18 protein-coding genes are annotated in these 20,457 nt (G+C 61.0%); 11 read left to right on the forward strand and 7 right to left on the reverse strand.

Annotated elements, in window-relative coordinates; genetic code table 11:
* The first annotated feature begins 4 nt into the window (after positions 1-4).
* The 6 genes from ACQ4WM_RS14610 (at position 5) to ACQ4WM_RS14635 (ending at position 3,645) form a co-directional block, all read left to right on the forward strand.
* Positions 5-817: a PhnE/PtxC family ABC transporter permease gene (locus ACQ4WM_RS14610; RefSeq protein WP_436547402.1), complete on the forward strand. Its 813-nt coding sequence runs from the start codon at positions 5-7 to the stop codon at positions 815-817.
* Entirely contained in the window at positions 814-1,620 is an 807-nt protein-coding gene (gene phnE / locus ACQ4WM_RS14615) for a phosphonate ABC transporter, permease protein PhnE (RefSeq protein WP_436547403.1), read from the forward strand. The genes ACQ4WM_RS14610 and phnE overlap by 4 nt, the downstream gene beginning before the upstream one ends.
* A gap of 24 nt (positions 1,621-1,644) precedes the next feature.
* On the forward strand, positions 1,645-2,010 hold the full coding sequence (locus tag ACQ4WM_RS14620; RefSeq protein ID WP_436547404.1) for a hypothetical protein: 366 nt from the start codon (positions 1,645-1,647) through the stop codon (positions 2,008-2,010).
* 105 nt (positions 2,011-2,115) lie between these two features.
* Positions 2,116-2,475: a hypothetical protein gene (locus tag ACQ4WM_RS14625; protein ID WP_436547405.1), complete on the forward strand. Its 360-nt coding sequence runs from the start codon at positions 2,116-2,118 to the stop codon at positions 2,473-2,475.
* 43 nt (positions 2,476-2,518) lie between these two features.
* The gene (locus tag ACQ4WM_RS14630) at positions 2,519-3,160 is read left to right on the forward strand and encodes a putative DNA-mimic protein (protein ID WP_436547406.1); all 642 of its coding nucleotides are present in this window, start codon (positions 2,519-2,521) and stop codon (positions 3,158-3,160) included.
* Complete coding sequence (locus tag ACQ4WM_RS14635; protein WP_436547407.1) at positions 3,157-3,645, forward strand: GNAT family N-acetyltransferase; 489 nt, start codon at positions 3,157-3,159, stop codon at positions 3,643-3,645. The genes ACQ4WM_RS14630 and ACQ4WM_RS14635 overlap by 4 nt, the downstream gene beginning before the upstream one ends.
* A 137-nt stretch (positions 3,646-3,782) precedes the next feature.
* Here the strand turns inward: ACQ4WM_RS14635 and ACQ4WM_RS14640 are convergent, their stop codons facing one another.
* The 7 genes from ACQ4WM_RS14640 to cyoA all read right to left on the reverse strand — a co-directional run bounded on the left by ACQ4WM_RS14640 (position 3,783) and on the right by cyoA (position 10,589).
* The gene (locus ACQ4WM_RS14640; RefSeq protein ID WP_436547408.1) at positions 3,783-4,340 is read right to left on the reverse strand and encodes a response regulator transcription factor; all 558 of its coding nucleotides are present in this window, start codon (positions 4,338-4,340) and stop codon (positions 3,783-3,785) included.
* Positions 4,330-5,679 (reverse strand): ATP-binding protein, encoded by a 1,350-nt coding sequence (locus ACQ4WM_RS14645; RefSeq protein ID WP_436547409.1) that lies wholly within the window; start codon positions 5,677-5,679, stop codon positions 4,330-4,332. Before ACQ4WM_RS14645 ends, ACQ4WM_RS14640 begins: the two co-directional genes overlap by 11 nt.
* Positions 5,663-6,487, reverse strand: coding sequence for an SURF1 family protein (locus ACQ4WM_RS14650; protein WP_436547410.1), 825 nt, complete (start codon positions 6,485-6,487; stop codon positions 5,663-5,665). Before ACQ4WM_RS14650 ends, ACQ4WM_RS14645 begins: the two co-directional genes overlap by 17 nt.
* On the reverse strand, positions 6,484-6,888 hold the full coding sequence (gene cyoD, locus ACQ4WM_RS14655) for a cytochrome o ubiquinol oxidase subunit IV (RefSeq protein ID WP_436547411.1): 405 nt from the start codon (positions 6,886-6,888) through the stop codon (positions 6,484-6,486). The genes ACQ4WM_RS14650 and cyoD overlap by 4 nt, the downstream gene beginning before the upstream one ends.
* Positions 6,885-7,520 (reverse strand): cytochrome o ubiquinol oxidase subunit III, encoded by a 636-nt coding sequence (gene cyoC, locus ACQ4WM_RS14660; protein ID WP_436547412.1) that lies wholly within the window; start codon positions 7,518-7,520, stop codon positions 6,885-6,887. The genes cyoD and cyoC overlap by 4 nt, the downstream gene beginning before the upstream one ends.
* Complete coding sequence (gene cyoB, locus ACQ4WM_RS14665; protein ID WP_436547413.1) at positions 7,513-9,516, reverse strand: cytochrome o ubiquinol oxidase subunit I; 2,004 nt, start codon at positions 9,514-9,516, stop codon at positions 7,513-7,515. The genes cyoC and cyoB overlap by 8 nt, the downstream gene beginning before the upstream one ends.
* An 89-nt stretch (positions 9,517-9,605) precedes the next feature.
* The gene (gene cyoA, locus ACQ4WM_RS14670) at positions 9,606-10,589 is read right to left on the reverse strand and encodes a ubiquinol oxidase subunit II (protein ID WP_436547414.1); all 984 of its coding nucleotides are present in this window, start codon (positions 10,587-10,589) and stop codon (positions 9,606-9,608) included.
* A gap of 216 nt (positions 10,590-10,805) precedes the next feature.
* Between cyoA and ACQ4WM_RS14675 the strand changes: the two genes are divergently transcribed.
* The 5 genes from ACQ4WM_RS14675 to ACQ4WM_RS14695 all read left to right on the forward strand — a co-directional run bounded on the left by ACQ4WM_RS14675 (position 10,806) and on the right by ACQ4WM_RS14695 (position 20,456).
* Entirely contained in the window at positions 10,806-12,152 is a 1,347-nt protein-coding gene (locus tag ACQ4WM_RS14675; RefSeq protein ID WP_436547415.1) for an MFS transporter, read from the forward strand.
* Positions 12,153-12,381: 229 nt separating this feature from the next.
* Complete coding sequence (locus ACQ4WM_RS14680; RefSeq protein ID WP_436547416.1) at positions 12,382-15,870, forward strand: response regulator; 3,489 nt, start codon at positions 12,382-12,384, stop codon at positions 15,868-15,870.
* Complete coding sequence (locus ACQ4WM_RS14685) at positions 15,870-16,781, forward strand: CheR family methyltransferase (RefSeq protein ID WP_436547417.1); 912 nt, start codon at positions 15,870-15,872, stop codon at positions 16,779-16,781. Before ACQ4WM_RS14680 ends, ACQ4WM_RS14685 begins: the two co-directional genes overlap by 1 nt.
* Entirely contained in the window at positions 16,774-17,961 is a 1,188-nt protein-coding gene (locus ACQ4WM_RS14690; RefSeq protein ID WP_436547682.1) for a hybrid sensor histidine kinase/response regulator, read from the forward strand. Before ACQ4WM_RS14685 ends, ACQ4WM_RS14690 begins: the two co-directional genes overlap by 8 nt.
* Complete coding sequence (locus ACQ4WM_RS14695) at positions 17,958-20,456, forward strand: response regulator (protein ID WP_436547418.1); 2,499 nt, start codon at positions 17,958-17,960, stop codon at positions 20,454-20,456. The genes ACQ4WM_RS14690 and ACQ4WM_RS14695 overlap by 4 nt, the downstream gene beginning before the upstream one ends.
* Position 20,457 lies beyond the last annotated feature (1 nt).

The raw sequence follows: 20,457 nt of genomic DNA on the forward strand, positions 1-20,457 counted from the left end.
CGCCATGCCGCGCGACCCGGCCTGGCGCACCCGCCTGGTGACGGCGGCCGTGGTGCTGATCGTGCTGTGGCCGATGCTGGTGCAGGCCGAATTCAAGCCCTGGATTTTATGGGATGCGCAAAGCCTGGAAGCAACCTGGAACTTCCTGTCCAGCTTTGTGCCACCGGCCCACTCGGCCGAATTTCTGCAACTGGTGCTGGTCTCCAGCTGGGAAACCATCGCCATGGCCACGGCCGGCATGGCGCTGGCCATGCTCGGTGCGATCCCGTTGACCCTGATGGTGACGGAACGGTTATCGATTTCGCGCATCGGCTCCGGCCGGGTGTCGCCGCTGGCCGCTGCCCTGCGCCATGGCGTACGCAGCGTGCTGGTGTTGCTGCGCAGCGTGCCGGAACTGGTGTGGGCACTCTTACTGGTACGCATCGTCGGCCTGGGTCCGACAGCCGGCGTAATCGCGATTGCCCTCACCTATTGCGGCATGCTGGGCAAGGTCTATGCGGAAATCCTCGAATCGTCTGATGCCTCCGCCTGCAATGCCTTGCTGAACAATGGCAGCCCGCGCCTGGCCGCGCTGCTGTATGGCGCGCTGCCCGAATCGGCCGCCGAACTGGTGTCCTACACGATTTACCGCTGGGAATGCGCGATCCGCGGCTCGGTGGTGATGGGCTTTGTCGGCGCCGGTGGCCTGGGCCAGCGCATGGATGAGTCGATGAAGATGATGGCCGGCAGCGAGCTGGCCACCATGCTGATGGTCTTCGTGCTGCTCGTTGCCGGCGCCGATGCCGTATCGGCCATGCTGCGCCGGAGGCTGTCATGAAGCGCAACTATACCCTGCCGATCCTGCCAGTGGCCGAATCGGTACGCTGGTCGACCTGGGCCTTGCTGGCAGGCCTGATGCTGCTGGTCATCGCCAGCTTTGCCAGCCTGCCTTTGAAATGGGGCGAATTCTTCAGCGCCGAGGCCATTCGCAGCACTCTGGACTTCCTGCACGGTTTCGCACCACCGGAGCTGGCCCCGGCTTTCCTGTCAAAAGTTGGCATCGCCACCTTTGAAACGCTGGCCATGTCGGCCATCGGCACGATCATCGCCGCCATTCTGGGCGCCTTGCTGGCCCTGCCCGCCAGCGGCCGCTTTGGCATGCTGGCGCGCAATATCACGCGTGGCTTCCTGAACGTCCTGCGCTCGATCCCCGAACTGGTATGGGCCTCGATCCTGCTGATCGCCGCCGGCCTGGGGCCGTTCGCCGGCACGCTGGCGCTGGCGCTGCATACGGTGGGCGTGCTGGGCCGCCTGTTTGCCGATGCGTTCGAGAACTGCACACCATTGCCGGCCGCCACCCTGCGCATCAATGGCGCGCGCCCAGCCGTTGTTTTTCTGTACGCGACGTTGCCGCAATGCAGTCCACAGATGATGTCGTATACTTTGTACCGCTGGGAAAACAATATCCGCGCCGCCGCCATTCTTGGCGTTGTCGGCGCCGGTGGCCTGGGACAAATGCTGAAATACCATCTGTCGCTGTTTCAGATGCAACAGGCCGCCACCGTGATTATCGCCATGTTGCTGATGGTGGCCGCCGTCGACGCGCTCAGCTACCTGCTGCGGCGCGCGATGACCAAATAACTTTATTTTTACACGGAGAACCGCATGCTTGGATGGTGGATAGTCATTACAACCCAAACGCTGGAGCAACGCGCCGCGGCCGCTGGCCACAGCAAGGAATCGACGCTGGCCACCTGGGACGCCAGCATCGGCGGCATGGAATGGATATTGGAGCTGTGCAAGCAGGGAAAAGCGGAGCAGCACGCGTTCAGCGGCTATCCGAATCGTTTTACGGCGCGTGCCGGCGACATCTTCGCGTTACTGGACAACGGAATCACCGAGAAGGTGTCGCACGGTTTCAGGGACGAGGGACTGATCGCCTTGCCTGGCAGTATCAGGATCCACCACGACAGGATAGCTGCCTGTTCTCCGGAGCAGACGCTGATGATCGAGGTGTGGGACCAGTCTTAAGCGATACTGGCAACATAATCGCAAGTTTCGCACCAAAATCTCCCTGTGCAAATGCTAATATTGCCCAAGGTAATCCATCTCGCGATTACTGCAACGGAGAAGACCATGTTTGTAAAAAAACTGATGGTGGGTGCAGGCTTGGCCCTGTGCATGCTGGGAGCGCATGCCGCAGGCGTCACTGACTTTATCGGCACCTGGCAACTGGCAAGCACCACCGTGCCCAATAGGGTGGAGTTCAGGCAGGAAGGCACGCAGCTGGTGGCTGTACGCCAGGTGCGCAATGCACTGACCAACAAGCTGGTCGAACGCCGCTATGCTGCCACCTATGCCGATGGCGCCATCATGGTGCCTGCAGCCGAGCCGAAAATCGAGGCTACGCTGGTTGCCGGCGTACCGACCGTCACCGTGTTGGGCGAAACTTTCCAGAAGATGTCGTCCGCCACCGCGCCGCAAGCGAGCAGCTGAAACTCCTCCCATTCTCAACATTCGAACTATCAAGGAACCACCCATGGGTTTGGCAATATCCGTCGGCGCCCTCGCCGAACTGCAACAGGAAGACCCGGAAGGCGCGCAAGACCTGCTCGCCTCGCTGGAAACAGCCAACGCGCTGCTGAAACAGGCCGGGCTGCCGCAGCACGCGGAACCGGTTGCCCTGCCGCAGCTGCAGTCGCGCGCGCTGATCGACTCGTTTCCCTACAGTTTCATCCATTACCTGCGCCGCGCCTATGCCCACGCCGCGCTTGACGCCCAGTGGCGCGCGATGCCGCTGCCTGACGGCGAAGAGCCGGCGGAAGACCCGGTGCTCGATGAAGCCCAGGATACCTTTGACAGCCATCTGATCTGTCACTCGGATTGCGAAGGGTTTTATTTCCCGCTGGTGTTTGACGAAGTCATCTTTGCCGACGACGAGCACGAACTGCTGGGCGGCATGCTGGGCTCGTCCTACAAGCTGCGCGAAGAACTGGTGACAGTCGCGCCCGCGCTGGGCATCTTTTTGCTGGGCGATATGCTGGGCGATGAAGAAGCCGAACGCATCAATGCACGCATCGAGGCAGAAGACGGGCTGGACCGCGAGTTGGTGGCCTGGCTGGCGGCATATGAAGCTTGCCGGCTCAGCATCGAGCACAACACGGCAATCGTGTTCAATTGAATCTGGTCATACGCGCTACGCAAGCTGCCGACTGGCAGGATATCAAAGCCACGCGCTTGGCCGCCCTGCTCGATGCACCGACCGCGTTTGGCGCCAGCCATGCCGGCGCAGCCGCGTTCACGGACGAAGACTGGCAACGGCGCGCGGTCAGCACGCCGCAGCGTACTTTCCTGCTGGCCTGGGCCGGCAGCCAGGCAATCGGGATTGCCGCGCATGTGGTCAATGGCGACGGCGAGTCCAGCCTACAGGCGATGTGGGTGAAGCGCGAGTATCGCGGCATGGAGATTGCCGCCGGGCTGGTCGATGCTGTCAAGCAACTTTGCATCGCTGCCGGGCAGTCAAGGCTGGTGCTCGATGTGTCACCCGACAACACGCGGGCGGCGGCTTTCTATAAAAAGCAGGGCTTTGTTTTCCTTCCGCAGTGGGAAACACTGGATAGTCATCCGCATATACAGGTGCAGAAGATGGCGTGGCTGGTCAGCTAGCGTTACCTCGGCACGAGGCTAAAACCGGGGGGCAGACCCGGCGGGGGAATGCGTACCAGTGGAACGCATTCCGATCACGAAGTGACTGCCCCCAGCTTTATGCTGCAGGCCACAAGCTGATGTCCCGGCTTGCTTGTTTACTTCACCCGCTGCTTCTCCAGCTTCCTGGCCAAGGTGCGCCGGTGCATGCCCAGCCGCCGTGCCGTTTCCGAAATATTGAAATCGGTCTCGGCCAGCATTTCGTGGATGCGTTCCCATTCCAGCGTCTTGATATTGGTGGCGCGGCTGCTCAGTTCGATTTCCGAGCTGCCGGCCACATGGCCGAAGGCCGCCTCGATATCGTCGGTGTTGGACGGCTTGGCCAGGTACTGGCAGGCACCGAGCTTGATTGCCTCGACGGCCGTGCCGATGCTGGCGTAGCCGGTCAGCACCACGATCAGCATCTCCGGGTCATGCTGGTGCAGCATCTGCACGCAGGCCAGGCCCGAGGTATTGCCGTTCAATTTCAGGTCGACCACGGCGTAGTCGGGGCAATGCTGTTCCAGCAGGGCTTTTGCCTCGTCGAAATTGGTCGCCAGGATCACCTCGTAACCGCGCCGTTCAAACGAGCGGCCCAGGGTGCGCGCAAAAGCGGCGTCGTCTTCGATGATCAGCAGCAGGCGGTCATGGTTGGCAGCTTGTACTTCAGTTGACATGGCTATCGCTTTCTCGTTCCAGTTTGATCGCCGCCAGCGGCAAGGCCAGGTGCACGGCCGCCCCGCCCTGCACCCGGTTGCGCGCCGTGACGGTACCGCCCAGGGTACGCGCCACATTGACCACCAGGAACAGGCCCAGGCCGCTGCCCGGCTTGCCCTTGGTCGACTGGTAGGGTTTGCCCAGGTGGTTCAGCATCGACGGCTCAAAACCGGGGCCGGCATCGAGCACGATCAGATGCAGCGCATCGGCTTCGCGCGTGGCCTCGAAGCGCAGCCAGTCGGGCGACGCTTCCAGCGCATTGTCGAGCACATTGCAAATGGTTTGTTTCAAGGTGGAGTCGAAGACCACCGGCACGTCATGCTCGATGCGGTTATCGTACTCGAAATTGTGGATGGGACGGCTGCTGCGCCACTCAAGAACCAGGTCGTCAAGAAAGGTATTGATGGTGGTTTTCACGGAAGATTCCCCGCGCGCTTCACCGGCCGACAACAGAATGCCACTGACTATGCCCTTGCAGCGCTGCAACTGCGCCTGCATTTCGGTGATCTCTTCCAGCATTTCCTGATTCTTGCTCAGCTCCGGCATGCGGCGCCAGTCGCCCAGAATTACCGACAAGGTCGCCAGCGGCGTGCCCAGTTCATGCGCGGCGCCGGAAGCGAGCAGCCCCATGCGGATAATATGTTCTTCCTCGGCCGCGCGCTGGCGCAAATCGGCCACCTTGGCGTCGCCGGCGCGCTGGTTTCGGTTAATGCGGGTGATGAACAACACCAGCAAGGCGGCGTTGAGCATAAAGCAGATCAGCAAACCCTGTACATACAGGCTGGCAAAACCGCGTTCGGGGTCGATCGGCAGGATCAACGGGCCGGGAAGCAAGGCCAGGCCGGCCAGGCAAAGGCCGGTGATGGCCACCATGATCCAGGTCGACCATACTTCCAGCAGCACCGCACTGAGTATCACCTGCAGCAGATACAGGAAGGCGAACGGGTTGCTGATGCCGCCGCTCAGATAAAGCTGAGCGGTCAGCACGGTAACGTCGACCAGCAGGGCCAGGAACAGCGCCGTGTTCGATACGGGCTGGCGCTCGTGCCAGCGCAGCAGGCTGGCGAGGTTGAAGGCGATCAGGCAGGACAGCACTTCGAGCATATAGGGCACCGGCAGCGCAATGCCCAGTCCCACGCCGACGCCGAAGATGGTGCTGATCTGGCCGATCACGGCCAGCCAGCGCAGCTGTATCAGCAGCTTCATGTTCTGGTGGCCGGCCGGGTGTTCCACCTCGGCCGCCACCGCGCCGCGTTCCAGCACTTCGCGGTTGGGGACTATTTCAATCTTGCCCGGCATGGTAGAGAGGAGAGTTGGCGGCGACGGGAGCCCGGCGCCGGCGCTCTTCGCGCACGATCCACCAGCTGATGCCGGCCACCATCAGGGCCAGCGCGTACCAGGTCAGTGCATACACCAGGTGGCTGTTGTGGAAGGACACCACCGTCAGGCCGCCGACCGGGGCGTCCGGTGCATTTTCCTGCGCCCTTGCAGCGTCGACAAAGTACGGCGCCACGTTGGTCAGCATGTTGGAGGCCGCAATGGCGGCCACGTCGCGCGAATACCAGAGCTGCCTGGCCGCGTCGTTTTCACGCAAAAAGCCGCCACGCGGCTCGGTCATGCGCAACAGGCCTTCGACGGTGACCGGGCCCGCTGGCGTGCCGGCGGCAATGCCCTTGCGATCCTTGACGAAGCCGCGGTTGACCAGCACGATCGTGCCGTCGGCCTGGCGCAAGGGGGTGAGCAGCCAGAAGCCGCTGCCAAGTTCCGTGGTCGCTTGCACCAAGGCATTGAAAATGGGGAGATAAGTACCGGAGAGGCGCACATGGCGGTACTCGTCCGTTTGCTGCGTGACACTGGCCCAGCGTGCGGGACCAGGTGCGGCCGTTGCCGGCGCATGTACGCGTTGTTCGACGCGCTCGATCAGGTCAAGCTTCCATTGCAGACGCATGACTTGCCAGGTGCCCAGGGCACAGAATCCGGCAAAAACGATCACCGCAAGCACGGCCAGCGCAGTGCGCATGGCCGTGCCGCGTGGGCCTGGCACGGCATCTCGCGATACCGTGCCAGGAGCGCGCCCGGTTTTGCCTGGGCGCGGTTGGCTCATCATGGAGCCGATTGCATGTGCATGGCGTCAGGCATCATGCTAGGCATCATGTTGTGGTTCATGTGGTACATCACCCACAGCGAACCGGCCATGGCGATGACGACGATCATGATGGTAAAGATCAGCGCCATCATGTTCCAGCCACCTTCCGATTTGCTGTTCATGTGCAGGAAGTACACCATGTGCACCACCACCTGCACCGCCGCAAAGCCCAGCAGTACCAGGCCCATGGTGCTGGAGCTGGTGATGGTTTTGTTCATCACCAGCCAGAACGGAATGGCCGTCAGGATCACCGACAGGATAAAACCGATGGCATAGCTTTTCAGGCTGCCATGGTCATGCGCGTCATGGTAATGGCTGTCGTGGCCATGGCCGTGGTCATTGTGTGTATCGTGGCCGCTCATGGCAGGACTCCCATCAGGTAGACAAAGGTGAAGACGCCGATCCAGATCACGTCCAGGAAGTGCCAGAACAGCGACAGGCACATCATGCGACGGCCGTTTTCCGGCGTCAGGCCATGCTTTTTCAGCTGGACCATCAGGGTCACGAGCCATATCACGCCAAACAGCACGTGCAGGCCGTGGGTGCCGACCAGCGCGAAGAACGAGCTCAGGAAGGCACTGCGCTGCGGGCCGGCGCCTTCATGGATCAGGTGCACGAACTCGTACATTTCCAGCGACAAAAATGCGACGCCGAACACGCCGGTAATACCGAGCCACAGCAAGGTGCTGCCCAGCTGCTTGCGCTGCATGGCCAGCATGGCAAAGCCATACGTGATCGACGACAACAGCAGCATGGCCGTGTTGACGGCGACCAGTGGCAGGTCGAACAGCGCCGCGCCGGTCGGGCCGTCAGCGTAGTTGCGGCCCAGCACCGCGTAGGTGGCGAACAGGCAGGCGAAGATCAGGCAATCGCTCATCAGGTAAAGCCAGAAGCCCAGCAGGCTGCCGTTTTCCGGATGGTGCTCGCGCACAAAATAGCTCTTGCGCTCTGCGGCGCCCGGAGCGCCGGTGTTATGGACGATGGTTTCAGACATGGCTGCTCAGCAATTTAGTGTAAGCGCTTTCGGTACGAACCACTTCTTCGGCCGAAATATAGTAATCACGCTTGTAGTTAAAGGTATGGACGATGATGGTAGCGAGCATCACCAGGAAGCCAACACCGACCAACAGCCACATTTGCCAGATGATGCCAAAACCGACCACTGCAGCCAATGCCGAGATCACGAAGCCGGCCCAGGTGTTCTTCGGCATGTGGATCTTCGTGAAGCCCGACGTCGGACGCTCGTAACCGTGTTTCTTCATGTCGGTCCAGGCATCGAGTTCATGCACTTGCGGGGTGAACGCAAAGTTGTAGTCTGGCGGTGGCGACGAGGTCGACCATTCCAGCGTACGGCCGCCCCATGGGTCGCCGGTCACGTCGCGCAAGGCGGCGCGGTTGCGGAAGCTGACATAGAACTGGATCACCATGCAGGCAATGCCCAGTGCGATCGAGACGGCGCCGAACCAGGCGATGATGGTCCAGATCTGCAGCGATGGATCGGTGAAATGATTCATGCGGCGCGTCACGCCCATCAGGCCCAGTACGTACAGCGGCATGAAAGCCAGGTAGAAGCCGACGAACCAGAACCAGAACGAGCATTTGCCCCAGAACGTGTCGAGCTTGTAGCCGTAGGCTTTCGGGAACCAGTAGTTAATCGCAGCGAACACACCGAACACCACGCCACCGATAATCACGTTATGGAAGTGGGCGATCAGGAAAAGGCTGTTGTGCAGCACGAAGTCGGCTGGTGGTACGGCCAGCAGCACGCCGGTCATGCCGCCGATAGTAAAGGTGACCATGAAACCGATCGTCCACAGCATCGGTACTTCGAAGCGGATACGGCCGCGGTACATGGTAAACAGCCAGTTGAAAATCTTCGCGCCGGTCGGGATCGAGATGATCATCGTCGTAATGCCGAAGAACGAGTTGACGCTGGCGCCCGAACCCATGGTAAAGAAGTGGTGCAGCCATACCAGGTAGGACAGGATCATGATCACGCAGGTGGCGTATACCATCGATGCGTAGCCGAACAGGCGCTTCGAGCTGAACGTGGCGACGACTTCCGAGAACACGCCAAAAATCGGCAAGATCAGGATGTACACCTCCGGGTGACCCCAGATCCAGATCAGGTTGACGTACATCATGGCGTTGCCGCCCAGTTCGGTGGTGAAGAAGTTGAAACCGGCGGTACGGTCCAGGCCCAGCATGGCCAGCACGGCGGTCAGCACAGGGAAGGCAGCAACGATCAGCACGTTGGTGCACAGTGCGGTCCAGGTGAAGATCGGCATGCGCATCCAGGTCATGCCTGGCGCGCGCATCTTGACGATGGTGGCGATCAGGTTGACGCCGGACAGCAAGGTGCCGACCCCGGCAATCTGCAAGGACCAGATGTAATAGTCTACCCCCACATCCGGACTGCCGAGGATGCCCGACAGCGGCGGATACGCGAGCCAGCCGGTACGCGCGAACTCGCCGACGAACAGCGAGGCCATCACGAGCACGGCGCCCATGGTGGTCATCCAGAAGCTGAAGTTGTTGAGGAACGGGAAAGCCACGTCGCGCGCACCGATCTGCAGCGGCACCACGTAGTTCATCAGACCCGTCACGAACGGCATCGCCACGAAGAAGATCATGATCACGCCGTGGGCGGTGAAGACCTGGTCGTAGTGGTGCGGTGGCAAAAAGCCGGCATTGTCGCCAAAGGCGATCGCCTGCTGGGTCCGCATCATCAGCGCGTCGGCAAAGCCGCGCAGCAGCATGATGATGCCGAGGATCATGTACATGATACCGATTTTTTTATGGTCGATACTGGTGATCCAGTTGCGCCACAGGCTACCCCAGACGCGGAAATATGTCAGCGCCGCAACGAGTGCGATGCCGCCCACGGCGACCATTGCAAAGGTCGCCAGCAGGATAGGTTCGTGAAATGGAATTGCATCCCAAGTCAGACGGCCGAATATAAGCTTCGTCAGATCAATATGGTCTAGCATTGTTACTCTCAGAGAAAAAAGGGGGGCGCCAGGCAAACGGCGCCAGTATCTGCCGCGCTGAACGACGCGCGGCGGGATTCATGCAGTTCTTACTTGGCTTGAACGTCCTTTTCAACCGCTGCATTGCTGGCAACGACTGCCGCAACAGGCGCTGCCGTGCTATCTGCCGCTGCCATTTTGTATGGCTGTACCGGCGTCACGCACAGTGCGTCCGAAATGATGGTGCGATTCAGGATGGCTTTGTACAGATCGACCGGCACGTTGCTGTAGCGGCGCACAGGATCGCGCTCGCTGGGCTGGGCCAGGGTCAGGTAGTCATCGCGATTGAGCGCGCCGCCACCGGCACGGGTGGTCGCGACCCATTTGTCGAAGTCTGCATCGTTCACTCCGTGGAACTTGAAGCGCATGCCCGAGAAACCGGCGCCGCTGTAGTTGGCCGAGAAACCGTCGTAGACGCCCGCCTTGTTGATCACCGCGTTGAGCTTTGTTTCCATGCCTGGCATGGCGTAGATCTGGCCTGCCAGTGCCGGAATAAAGAACGAGTTCATCACCGACTGCGCGGTAATCTTGAAGCGGATCGGACGATCAACCGGAGCGACCAGTTCATTGACCGTGGCAATACCTTGTTCCGGATAGATGAACAGCCATTTCCAGTCCATCGCCACCACTTCGACGATCATCGGCTTGGTGCTTTCCGGAATCGGGCGATTTGCGTCGATACGGCTCAGCGGACGATATGGGTCCAGGGTGTGGGTGCTGATCCAGGTCAGCAGGCCCAGCACGATGATGATCAGCAGAGGGGCGCCCCAGATGATCAGCTCAAGACGCGTCGAGTGGTCCCAGTCCGGCTCATATTTGGCCGCGGTGTTGTTTTTTCTGTAGCGCCAGGCGAACAGCAGGGTGAGAGCGATTACCGGAACGATAATCAGCAGCATCAGCAGAGTTGAAATAACAATCAGATTGCCTTGCTGTACCGCAATATCACCGGACGGATTCAGTACCACCGTATTGCAACCTGCCAATAAGGTAAGAGGTAACAGCGCCAGTCCGTGACGAACTTTGAGTGAAAACATACAGGAAAGTCCAGTACAAGGGATGAAGATATGGTACTTTATTCCTGCCGGAGCTCAATGGCAATTGGACGTTTTGTCCACCCCTGGGTCCGTGCGTTCATTCAGCACTAAAGGAGTTGTCCTACAGCTACTGTCTGAATAGTCCTACTCCGGGCTTGAGACTCCTGGGGTAAGTTATACGTGTTGTCGAACTCGAAACTATGAAAGAGGCTCACCATGTCCAGCACGCGCACACATAGCGGCGATGTACCCGCTGATTTTAACCCCCACTCTCTGCGCGACGCACGCGGAGCCGGCACCGTCGATTCCCATATCGACCCCGGTGAGATCGCCGTTGGCGTGATCATCGGCCGCGCTTCCGAATACTTTGACTTTTTTGTCTACGCCATCGCTTCCGTACTGGTGTTCCCGCAGGTGTTCTTCCCGTTCGAAGAACGCCTGGAGGGCACATTGTACTCGTTCCTGATTTTCTCCTTTGCCTTCATTGCCCGACCAATCGGCACCGTGATCTTCATGGAAATCCAGCGCAGGCTCGGGCGCAGCGCCAAGCTGACCATCGCCCTGTTCCTGCTGGGCGTGTCCACTGCCGGCATCGCCTTCCTGCCTACCTATTCGCATCTTGGCTTTGCCGCCATCGTGTGGCTGGCCGTGTTGCGCATCGGACAGGGTGTGGCCCTGGGCGGTTCCTGGGATGGCCTGCCGTCGCTGCTGGCACTGAATGCGCCTGAAAACAAGCGCGGCTGGTACGCCATGCTGGGTCAACTGGGCGCCCCCGTCGGCTTCCTGATCGCCGGCGGCCTGTTCTGGTTCATGCTGGTCAACCTGCCGACCGAAGAATTCCTCGACTGGGGCTGGCGCTATCCTTTTTATGTAGCGTTTGCCATCAACGTGGTTGCGCTGTTTGCCCGCCTGCGCCTGGTGTCGACCAATGAATACGCGAAATTGCTCGACGAGCGCGAGCTGCAGCCCGTCAGTGTGTTCGAAATGGGCCGCGGCCAGGGCCGCAACGTAATGATCGGCGCGCTCGCCGCGCTGGCCAGCTACGCGCTGTTTCACCTGGTTACCGTGTTCCCGCTGTCGTGGGTGTCGGTGTACCAGACCCGCGCCGCCTCGGACTTCCTGCAGGTGCAGATGGTGGGCGCCGTGCTGGCCGCCATCGGTATCGTACTGTCGGGAGTGCTGGCCGACCGCTTCGGCCGCCGTACCACGCTGGGCACGCTGGCCGTGCTGATCGCCATCTTCAGCGCCTTTATTCCCAGCCTGATGGGTGGCGGCAATACCGGCCAGGATGCTTTTATCCTGATCGGCTTCAGCCTGCTGGGCCTGTCGTACGGCCAGGCAGCCGGCGCCGTGACGGCCAACTTCCCTGCCCGCTTCCGCTATACCGGTGCGGCCCTGACATCAGACCTTTCATGGCTGGTCGGTGCCGGTTTCGCACCGCTGGTCGCGCTGGGACTGTCGGCCAACTTCGGCCTGGCCTACGTCAGCTTCTACCTGCTGTCGGGCGCCGTCGCCTCGCTGGCGGCACTGAGCCTGAACCGCGCGCTGGAAATCCGCAACTAGTACGTACCTGAAGCAAACCAGAACGGGACCCGATCGGGTCCCGTTTTTTATTGCCTACCCATATTATTAATTTCTTGGTATAAATGTGCGGCTTTTTGATCATGCAACGCATGCCTGCAATCGTGCTGCTCGTGGCGCCTGCTATGCTACCGCCTGCCGCGCCTCTGCGCCCATAAATATTGCTTTAAAATTAAATTGATTTATTCCTGATTATTATTTCACCGACCCAATGAATACCAAGACCCCGATCGATACCTTCAGTTTCCGGCGCATTCTTGCGCGCAACGTGACCCTGCCGCTGGTGGTCGGCGTGCTGACCGCGCTGGTCTTCGTCGGCCTGATCGCCTATCTGCTCAGTGCGCTACGCTCGGTCGAGCATTCCGAACGGGTGATCGGCAATGCGAACGAAGTGATGAAACTGTCGGTCGACCTGGAAACAGGCATGCGCGGCTATCTGCTGACGGGCGATGAAACGTTTTTGGCGCCGTATAAATCGGGCAAGGCCAAGATCGCGGTAGAAATGACCACTTTGCTGCAACTGGTGTCCGACAGCCCTATTCAGGAAGACCGCCTGCGCCGCATCCGTGCACTGCAAAACCAGTGGACCGACTACGCCGAATCGATCATCGTCCAGCGCCGCAACAATCAGGAATACCTGGCACGCGTGCGCCAGGGCGAAGGCAAGCTGGAGTTCGATGAGATACGCCGTGAATTCCTGGCGTTCCTGAGCATGGAACAGCGGCTGCGCCAGGAACGCGGCGACTCGGCCGAAGCACGCACCACGATGGCGGTGGTGGTGTTCCTGGTACTGAGCCTGGGTTTGTCGGGTTTACTGGCATTTTTGGGCCGCCGCGAACTGATGCGCCTGTCCGATATCTACAACGCGGCGCTGGAACAGCGCGGCAAGGATAACGAGGTGTTGCAGGAACAGGCCTGGCTGCGCACGGGCCAGACCGAACTGGCCGACTACACCAGCGGCCAGCTGGCCCTGCCTCAACTGGGGCGGCAAGTGCTCGAATTCCTGGCCAACCGCCTCGATGTGGCAGTGGCGACGATCTACGTGACCGAAGACGACGGCAGCCTGCGCCGCACGGCCATGTATGGCTTCAGCGACCAGCAGATTCAGGGCAAGCAGGTCTTCAAGCAAGGCGAAGGCCTGGTTGGCGAGACCGCCCGCGAAAAACGCCTCAAGCACATCAAGCAGGTACCCGGTGATTATCTGATGGTGACTTCCAGCCTGGGCCACGGTTCGCCGCTGGAACTTGTGCTGACGCCGGTAAATAATGAAGGCGCCGTGAATGGCGTGATCGAGCTGGGCTTTACCCGCCCAGTGGCCGAGCGCGAACTGGAACTGCTGCGGCTGATCGCCGCCAACGTCGGCACCTCGGTGGAAGCGTCGCTGTATCGCCAGCGCCTGCAGAATGTGCTGGAAGAAACCCAGCAGCTCAATGAAGAGCTGGAAGTTCAGCAGGAAGAGCTGCGCACCGCCAATGAAGAGCTGGGTGAGCAGTCGCGCGTGCTCGAGCAGTCACAGGCGCACCTGGAAGAGCAGAAAGCGGCGCTGGAGCAGTCGAACGAACAATTGGCCGTGCAGGCCCTGGCGCTGGACCAGAAAAACGTCGCCATCGGCCATGCCCATGACCAGCTGGAGGCGCGCGCCGAAGAGCTGCAGCGCGCCAGCCGCTACAAGTCGGAGTTTTTGGCCAATATGTCGCACGAGCTGCGCACGCCATTGAACAGCTCGCTGATCCTGTCCAAGCTGCTGGCCGACAATAGCGGCGGCAACCTGACACCGGAACAGGTGACGTTCGCGCAAACCATCTATTCGGCTGGCAATGACCTGCTGACCCTGATCAACGACATCCTCGACATTTCCAAGGTCGAAGCGGGCAAGCTGGACCTGACCCCGGAAAGCGTGCCGTTCAGCGAACTGCTGAGCAGCATGAAGATGATGTTCGGCGCCCAGGCACAGCAAAAGAAACTCGATTTTTCGCTGGCCGTGACGCCTGACACGCCGCCGGCTTTTGTCAGCGACCGCCATCGCCTGGAACAGATTCTGAAAAACATGCTGTCGAATGCTATCAAATTCACCGACACGGGCGCGGTCAGCGTGACCGTCTCGGCGGACGCGGCCGGCCATGTGCGCTTCCAGGTGCAGGACAGTGGTATCGGCATCGCCGACGAGCAGCAGCAGAAAGTGTTCGACGCCTTCCACCAGGCCGACGGCACCACCAGCCGCCGCTATGGTGGCACCGGCCTGGGTCTGTCGATCTCGCGCGACCTGGCCACTTTGCTCGGTGGCACCATTGAATTGTCCAGTACGCCTGGTCACGGCAGCACCTTCACCCTGGTGTTGCCGCTGGAATGGAAAGAACGCATGGCGCCTGCGGAAACATCGCCAAAGCCAGCAGCACCGCCGCCGGCCCATATCAAATCGCATTCCGCCACGATCGCCCCCCTGCCTGTGCCAAAACCGGTGCCGGTGGCCACCTTCAAGGATGACCGCGAAAGCACGCCGGCCGCAAGCAAAGGCCAGCGCTCGGTGCTGGTGATCGAGGATGAACCGTCGTTTGCCGGCATCCTGTTCGACCTGGCGCATGAAATGCACTACCGTTGCCTGGTGGCCCACGGCGCCGAGGAAGGGCTGCGCCTGGCGGCGGAGTTCCTGCCCGACGCCATCCTGCTCGACATGGGCTTGCCGGACCGCCCGGGACTGTCGGTGCTGCAAAAGCTCAAGGAAAACCCGCGGACGCGCCATATTCCCGTGCATATCGTGTCGGGCAATGACCAGGTGCAGGCAGCCATGCAGCTGGGCGCCATCGGCTATGCCACCAAACCGCGCACGCGCGAGCAACTGAAGGACGTGTTTGTCAAGCTGGAATCGAAGTTCACGCAAAAAATGAAACGTATATTGCTGGTCGAGGACGATGAACGCCAGCGCGAAAGCGTGGTGCACCTGATCAGCGACGAAGACGTGGAAATCACCGCCGTCGCGCTCGGCGAAGAAGCGTTGGAATTACTGAAAACACAGATTTTCGATTGCATGATCATCGATCTGAAGCTGCCTGATATCGAAGGTAATGAATTGCTGGAGCGCATGGAGCATGAAGAACTGTGCTCGTTCCCGCCAGTGATTGTATATACCGGACGCAACCTGAGCCGCGAAGAAGAAGCTGACCTGATGAAGTATTCGCGCTCGATCATTATCAAGGGCGCCCGTTCGCCCGAGCGCCTGCTCGATGAAGTGACGTTATTCCTGCACAAGGTCGAGTCGGAACTGTCGACCGAGCGCCAGGGCATGCTGCAGCAGGTCCGCAGCCGCGAGCGCGTGTTCGAAGGGCGCAAGATCCTGCTGGTCGACGATGACGTGCGCAATATCTTTGCACTGACCAATGCGCTGGAGCAAAAAGGCGTGGTGGTGGAGATCGGCCGCAACGGCTTTGAAGCGATCAGCAAGCTCAATAGCGTGGACGATATCGACCTGGTGCTGATGGATGTGATGATGCCAGGCATGGACGGCCTGGAAGCGACGCGCCAGATCCGCGCCGACGGCCGCTACAACAAGCTGCCGATCATCGCCATCACGGCCAAGGCCATGAAAAACGACCAGGAAGAATGCCTGCAGGCCGGCGCGTCCGACTACCTGGCCAAGCCGATCGACCTGGACCGCTTGTACTCGCTGCTGCGCGTCTGGATGCCGAAGATGGAACGCATCTGATGCTGATAGACTACACGGAGGCGCAGTTGCGAGCGTTGCTCGATGCCATCTATCAGCGCTACAGCTATGATTTCCGTGATTATTCCACGCCCTCGCAGCGCCGCCGCCTGAACCACGCGCTGGGCCGCCTGCACTGCAGCAGCATTGAAGAGCTGCAAGCCAAGGTGCTCAATGATGCCGGCGCCTTTGGCCAGCTGCTGCAGATGCTGACCGTCCCCGTCACCGAGATGTTCCGCGATCCGGCGTTTTTCCTGGCCCTGCGCGAACAGGTGGTGCCGGTGCTGAAAACCTATCCGTCGCCGAAGATCTGGGTGGCCGGCTGCTGTACCGGCGAAGAAGCGCTGTCGCTGGCCATCATCTTGCATGAAGAAGGCTTGCTCGAGCGCAGCCTGATCCACGCCACCGATATCAATCCGGTGGTGCTGGACAAAGCCCGCCTGGGCGTTTATCCCTTGATGCACATGCACGACTACGGCGCCAACTATATGGCTGCAGGCGGCCTGGGCAGCCTGGAAGAGTATTACACGGTGGAACATGCGACGGCGCGTTTCGACAGCCGCCTGCTTGATCGCATCAATTTTGCCGACCACAGCCTGGCGACGGACAGCGTGTTTGCGGAAACGCAATTGATCTGCTGCCGCAATGTACTGATCTATTTTAATAAAACCCTGCAGGACCGCGCCCTGGGACTGTTCCATGAATCGCTGTGCCACCGGGGTTTCCTGGGGCTGGGCAGCAAGGAAAGCACCAATTTCAGTGCCTTTGCTACGCAATTCGAGCAACAGCCGGGACCGGAAAAACTGTATCGCAAGCGAGCGCAGTTCGGCGCCCAGCGACCAGAGACGCGGCACAAGCCGCGCCAGCATGCACAGCGAGACGAAGCAATACCAGGAAACAGACATGATGAATGACAACCAGACCCGTACCAAATTGCTGATCGTCGACGACCTGCCGGAAAACCTGCGCGCACTGAACGCGCTGATACGCGAAAACGACCGCAGCGTGTACCAGGCTTCATCGGGCGAAGAAGCATTGGCCTTGCTGCTCGAACATGATTTCGCGCTGGCCATACTCGACGTGCAGATGCCGGAAATGGACGGCTTCGAGCTGGCCCAGCTGATGCGCGGCACCGAAAAGACACGCCATATCCCCATTGTGTTCGTCACGGCGGCCGGCAAGGAAATGAATTTCTCGTTCCAGGGCTATGAAAGCGGCGCCGTCGACTTCTTGCACAAGCCGCTCGACATCAATGCCGTGCAAAGCAAGGTGAATGTTTTCGTTGCCCTGCACCAGCAGCGCGCCGAGACGCGGCGCCAGGTGCAGGCGCTGGAACACAGTCGCCAGCAGCAGGAAGCATTGCTGCAGGAGCTGCGGGCAACGCAAGCCGAACTGCAACGCTCCTTGCGCATGCGCGACGAGTTCATGTCCATGGTAGCGCACGAGCTGCGCACCCCGCTCAACACCCTGTTCCTGGAAACCCAGATGCGCACCCTGAACCTGGAGCGGGGCAACCTGGCCGCTTTTGCGCCTGAAAAACTGCCGAAGATGGTGGCGCGCGACGCCCGCCAGATCCGCAGCATGGTGCGCCTGATCGACGACATGCTCGACGTCTCGCGCATCAGCAGCGGCAAGCTGTCGATACGGCGCGAGCCGGTCGACCTGGTCGCGCTGGTGCGGCGCGTGGCCGAGGACCTGGCGCCCTGCCCGGATCAATTGCGGGTGCAGGTGCAAGAGGACGTACACATCGAAGGCTACTGGGACGGTTTCCGCGTGGAACAGATCGTCGTCAACCTGATCAGCAACGCGCTGCGTTATGGCGAAGGCAAGCCGGTCGATATCGGCCTGGCAAAAACCCGCAACAGCGCCGTGATCGAAGTGCGCGACCATGGCATCGGCATCGGCCCCAAGGACCAGGAGCGCATTTTCGACGCTTTCGAGCGCGTGATGCACCAGGACCGCACGGGCGGCCTGGGCCTGGGACTGTTCATTACCAAGCAGCTGGTCGACGCCCACGGTGGCGCCATTACCCTGCAAAGCCAGCCCGGCCAGGGCGCGCTGTTCAGCGTGACGCTGCCGCTGGCGGGGTCATGAGCATGGATAGCATGCACACTCCGGCACCAGCCCCCGATTTCCTGTTGCAGCTGGACCGCAGCTTGCGCCAACTGGAAGACACCGGCGACATACTGTCCGTCTCGGCGCGGCTGCTGGGCCAGCAATTGCAAGCCCAGCAAGTGGCCTGTTTCGACATCGGCCAGCAGTTGCACTATGCCACCTTGCAGCATGCCTGGAGCGATGGCCTGTTGCCGGGCGCGGCCGGCGAGTACTTCCTCGGTGAAAACGCCGCCGGTCTGGCTGCCGAGCTTGAAGCGGACCACCCGGTCGCTGTCGACGATGTCTGCCGCGACCCGCGAACGGCCTCGCCAGGCGCCCTGGCCACCTTCGAGCGCCTCGGCATACGGGCCTTTTTGAATATTCCCATCGTCAAGGACGGACAGCTGGCCGCCCTGTTCGTGGTGCACAGCCGCGCGCCGCGTGCCTGGCAGGAGGCCGAGATCGCGTTGGCCGTGCAGGCGGCCGAACGCATCTGGGCCAGCTTGTTGTGCGCCCAGGCCCAGGCACAGTTGCGCACCTTGAATGCAGACATGGAACGCCAGGTAGCCGAGCGCACGCGCGAATTTGGCCTGACCTGGCGCATCAGCCCCGATTTGCTGGGCGTGCTGAATCTGGAAGGCCGTTTCGAGCATCTCAATCCCGCCTGGGAAGCTACCTTGGGCTGGTCCGAGCAGGAAGTGCGCAATATGGCCTTCATGAGCCTGATCCACCCGGACGACCGCGATGCCACTGCGGCGGTCTGGCAGGCGCTGCTGCAGGGCCAGCCCGCGCTGCGCTTTGAAAACCGTTACCGCGACAAGGCGGGCGGCTGGCACTGGCTGCAATGGGTGGCAGTGCCGGAAAATGGCAAGATCTATTGCAGCGCGCGCGACGTCAGCGAAGAAAAGGCCGCTGCGCAAGCCTTGCGCACGGCCCAGGAGTCGCTCGACCACAGCGTCTCTGCCCTGCTGCAATCGCAAAAACTCGAGGCGCTGGGCAAGCTGACAGGCGGCGTGGCGCATGATTTCAACAATGTGCTGCAGATTATCTCGGGCAATCTGCAATTGCTGCAGATCACGGTGGGCAGCGACCCGCAGGCGGCCAAGCGCATTGCCAGCTCCAGCGCCGCCGTCGAACGCGGCGCCAAGCTGTCGGCCCAGCTGCTGGCATTTGCCCGCCGCCAACCCCTGAAACCGCTGGTCACCGATTTGAAAGCCCTGCTGCGCTCGACCGAAGACCTGCTGCGGCGCGCTGTCGGCGAAACGGTCGACACGCAGATGCATATTGCCGACGATGCATGGCAGGCGCTGGTCGACCCGAACCAGCTGGAAAACGTGATCCTGAACCTGGCCATCAATGCGCGCGACGCAATGGATGGCCGCGGCAAGCTGACGGTGTCCTTGTTCAATTGCGCACTCGACGGCACCGAAGACCTGGCGGCTGGCCAGTATGTCCAGCTGGCCATCAGCGACACCGGCAGCGGTATCGCGCCCGAACTGATCGACAAGATTTTCGAACCCTTCTTTACCACCAAGAAAGAAGGCGAAGGCTCGGGCCTGGGACTGTCGATGGCGTATGGTTTCCTGAAGCAAAGCGGCGGCCACCTGCGCGTCGAAAGCACGCTGGGCATGGGAACCACCTTCCGTATTTTCTTGCCGCGCTCGCTCGATGGCGTGACGGAACTGCCCTTGCAATTGACAGGGCCAGTGCTGGGTGGCACGGAAACCATTTTGGTGGTGGAAGACGATCCGCACGTGCAAACCACGGTGGTCGACATGCTGCGCGGCCTGGGCTACAGCGTGCTGAAGGCATCCGACGGCCAGGGCGCGCTGAACATTGTCGCCGGCGGTGTGCCGGTCGACCTGCTGTTTACCGACGTGGTGATGCCCGGTCCCGTAGCCAGCACCGAACTGGCGCGCCAGGCGCGGCAATTGCTGCCCGAACTGGCCGTGTTGTTTACCTCCGGTTATACGCAGGACGCCATCATGCATGGCGGGCGGCTCGATGCGGGTGTGGAGTTGCTGAGCAAACCCTACCGTCGCGAAGACTTGGCGCGGCGTATCCGCCATCTGCTTGCCAACCGCCAGCATGTTTCCGGCCTGCAGCAGGAACTGGAGCAACCATCGCCACCGGCTGCCGCGCGCACCGGCGGACGCAGCATCTTGCTGGTGGAAGACAACGAGGACGCGCGTGCCATGACGAGCGAATTGCTGGACATGCTGGGCCATGAAGTGACGGCGGTAGGATCGGCCGAAGAAGCACTGCCGCTGCTGGCCATGCAGGGCCTGGAAATCTTGCTCACCGATATCAGCTTGCCGCGCATGTCGGGCACCGAACTGGCCGAACTCGCGGCCAGGGAGCATCCGAACCTGCAAGTGGTGTTTTCTACCGGCCATGCACCGGCCAATTCCGGCGTGCAGGATCCAGCCGCCCGCTTCCTGCTCAAGCCGTTTTCGGTGGAGCAGTTGCAGCAGGCACTGCAGCCAGACCAATGAC

It is taken from the genome of Janthinobacterium longum (genome assembly GCF_051380735.1).
In the GTDB taxonomy this organism is placed as follows: domain Bacteria; phylum Pseudomonadota; class Gammaproteobacteria; order Burkholderiales; family Burkholderiaceae_D; genus Janthinobacterium.

What these genes read in the sequence shown, in the direction of transcription:
- ACQ4WM_RS14610 (WP_436547402.1), top strand. Translation starts at nt 5, where the DNA reads ATGCCGCGCGACCCGGCCTGGCGCACCCGCCTGGTGACGGCGGCCGTG.
- phnE (WP_436547403.1), top strand. Translation starts at nt 814, where the DNA reads ATGAAGCGCAACTATACCCTGCCGATCCTGCCAGTGGCCGAATCGGTA.
- ACQ4WM_RS14620 (WP_436547404.1), top strand. Translation starts at nt 1,645, where the DNA reads ATGCTTGGATGGTGGATAGTCATTACAACCCAAACGCTGGAGCAACGC.
- ACQ4WM_RS14625 (WP_436547405.1), top strand. Translation starts at nt 2,116, where the DNA reads ATGTTTGTAAAAAAACTGATGGTGGGTGCAGGCTTGGCCCTGTGCATG.
- ACQ4WM_RS14630 (WP_436547406.1), top strand. Translation starts at nt 2,519, where the DNA reads ATGGGTTTGGCAATATCCGTCGGCGCCCTCGCCGAACTGCAACAGGAA.
- ACQ4WM_RS14640 (WP_436547408.1), bottom strand. Translation starts at nt 4,340, where the DNA reads ATGTCAACTGAAGTACAAGCTGCCAACCATGACCGCCTGCTGCTGATC.
- ACQ4WM_RS14645 (WP_436547409.1), bottom strand. Translation starts at nt 5,679, where the DNA reads ATGCCGGGCAAGATTGAAATAGTCCCCAACCGCGAAGTGCTGGAACGC.
- ACQ4WM_RS14650 (WP_436547410.1), bottom strand. Translation starts at nt 6,487, where the DNA reads ATGATGAGCCAACCGCGCCCAGGCAAAACCGGGCGCGCTCCTGGCACG.
- cyoD (WP_436547411.1), bottom strand. Translation starts at nt 6,888, where the DNA reads ATGAGCGGCCACGATACACACAATGACCACGGCCATGGCCACGACAGC.
- cyoC (WP_436547412.1), bottom strand. Translation starts at nt 7,520, where the DNA reads ATGTCTGAAACCATCGTCCATAACACCGGCGCTCCGGGCGCCGCAGAG.
- cyoB (WP_436547413.1), bottom strand. Translation starts at nt 9,516, where the DNA reads ATGCTAGACCATATTGATCTGACGAAGCTTATATTCGGCCGTCTGACT.
- cyoA (WP_436547414.1), bottom strand. Translation starts at nt 10,589, where the DNA reads ATGTTTTCACTCAAAGTTCGTCACGGACTGGCGCTGTTACCTCTTACC.
- ACQ4WM_RS14675 (WP_436547415.1), top strand. Translation starts at nt 10,806, where the DNA reads ATGTCCAGCACGCGCACACATAGCGGCGATGTACCCGCTGATTTTAAC.
- ACQ4WM_RS14680 (WP_436547416.1), top strand. Translation starts at nt 12,382, where the DNA reads ATGAATACCAAGACCCCGATCGATACCTTCAGTTTCCGGCGCATTCTT.
- ACQ4WM_RS14685 (WP_436547417.1), top strand. Translation starts at nt 15,870, where the DNA reads ATGCTGATAGACTACACGGAGGCGCAGTTGCGAGCGTTGCTCGATGCC.
- ACQ4WM_RS14690 (WP_436547682.1), top strand. Translation starts at nt 16,774, where the DNA reads ATGAATGACAACCAGACCCGTACCAAATTGCTGATCGTCGACGACCTG.
- ACQ4WM_RS14695 (WP_436547418.1), top strand. Translation starts at nt 17,958, where the DNA reads ATGAGCATGGATAGCATGCACACTCCGGCACCAGCCCCCGATTTCCTG.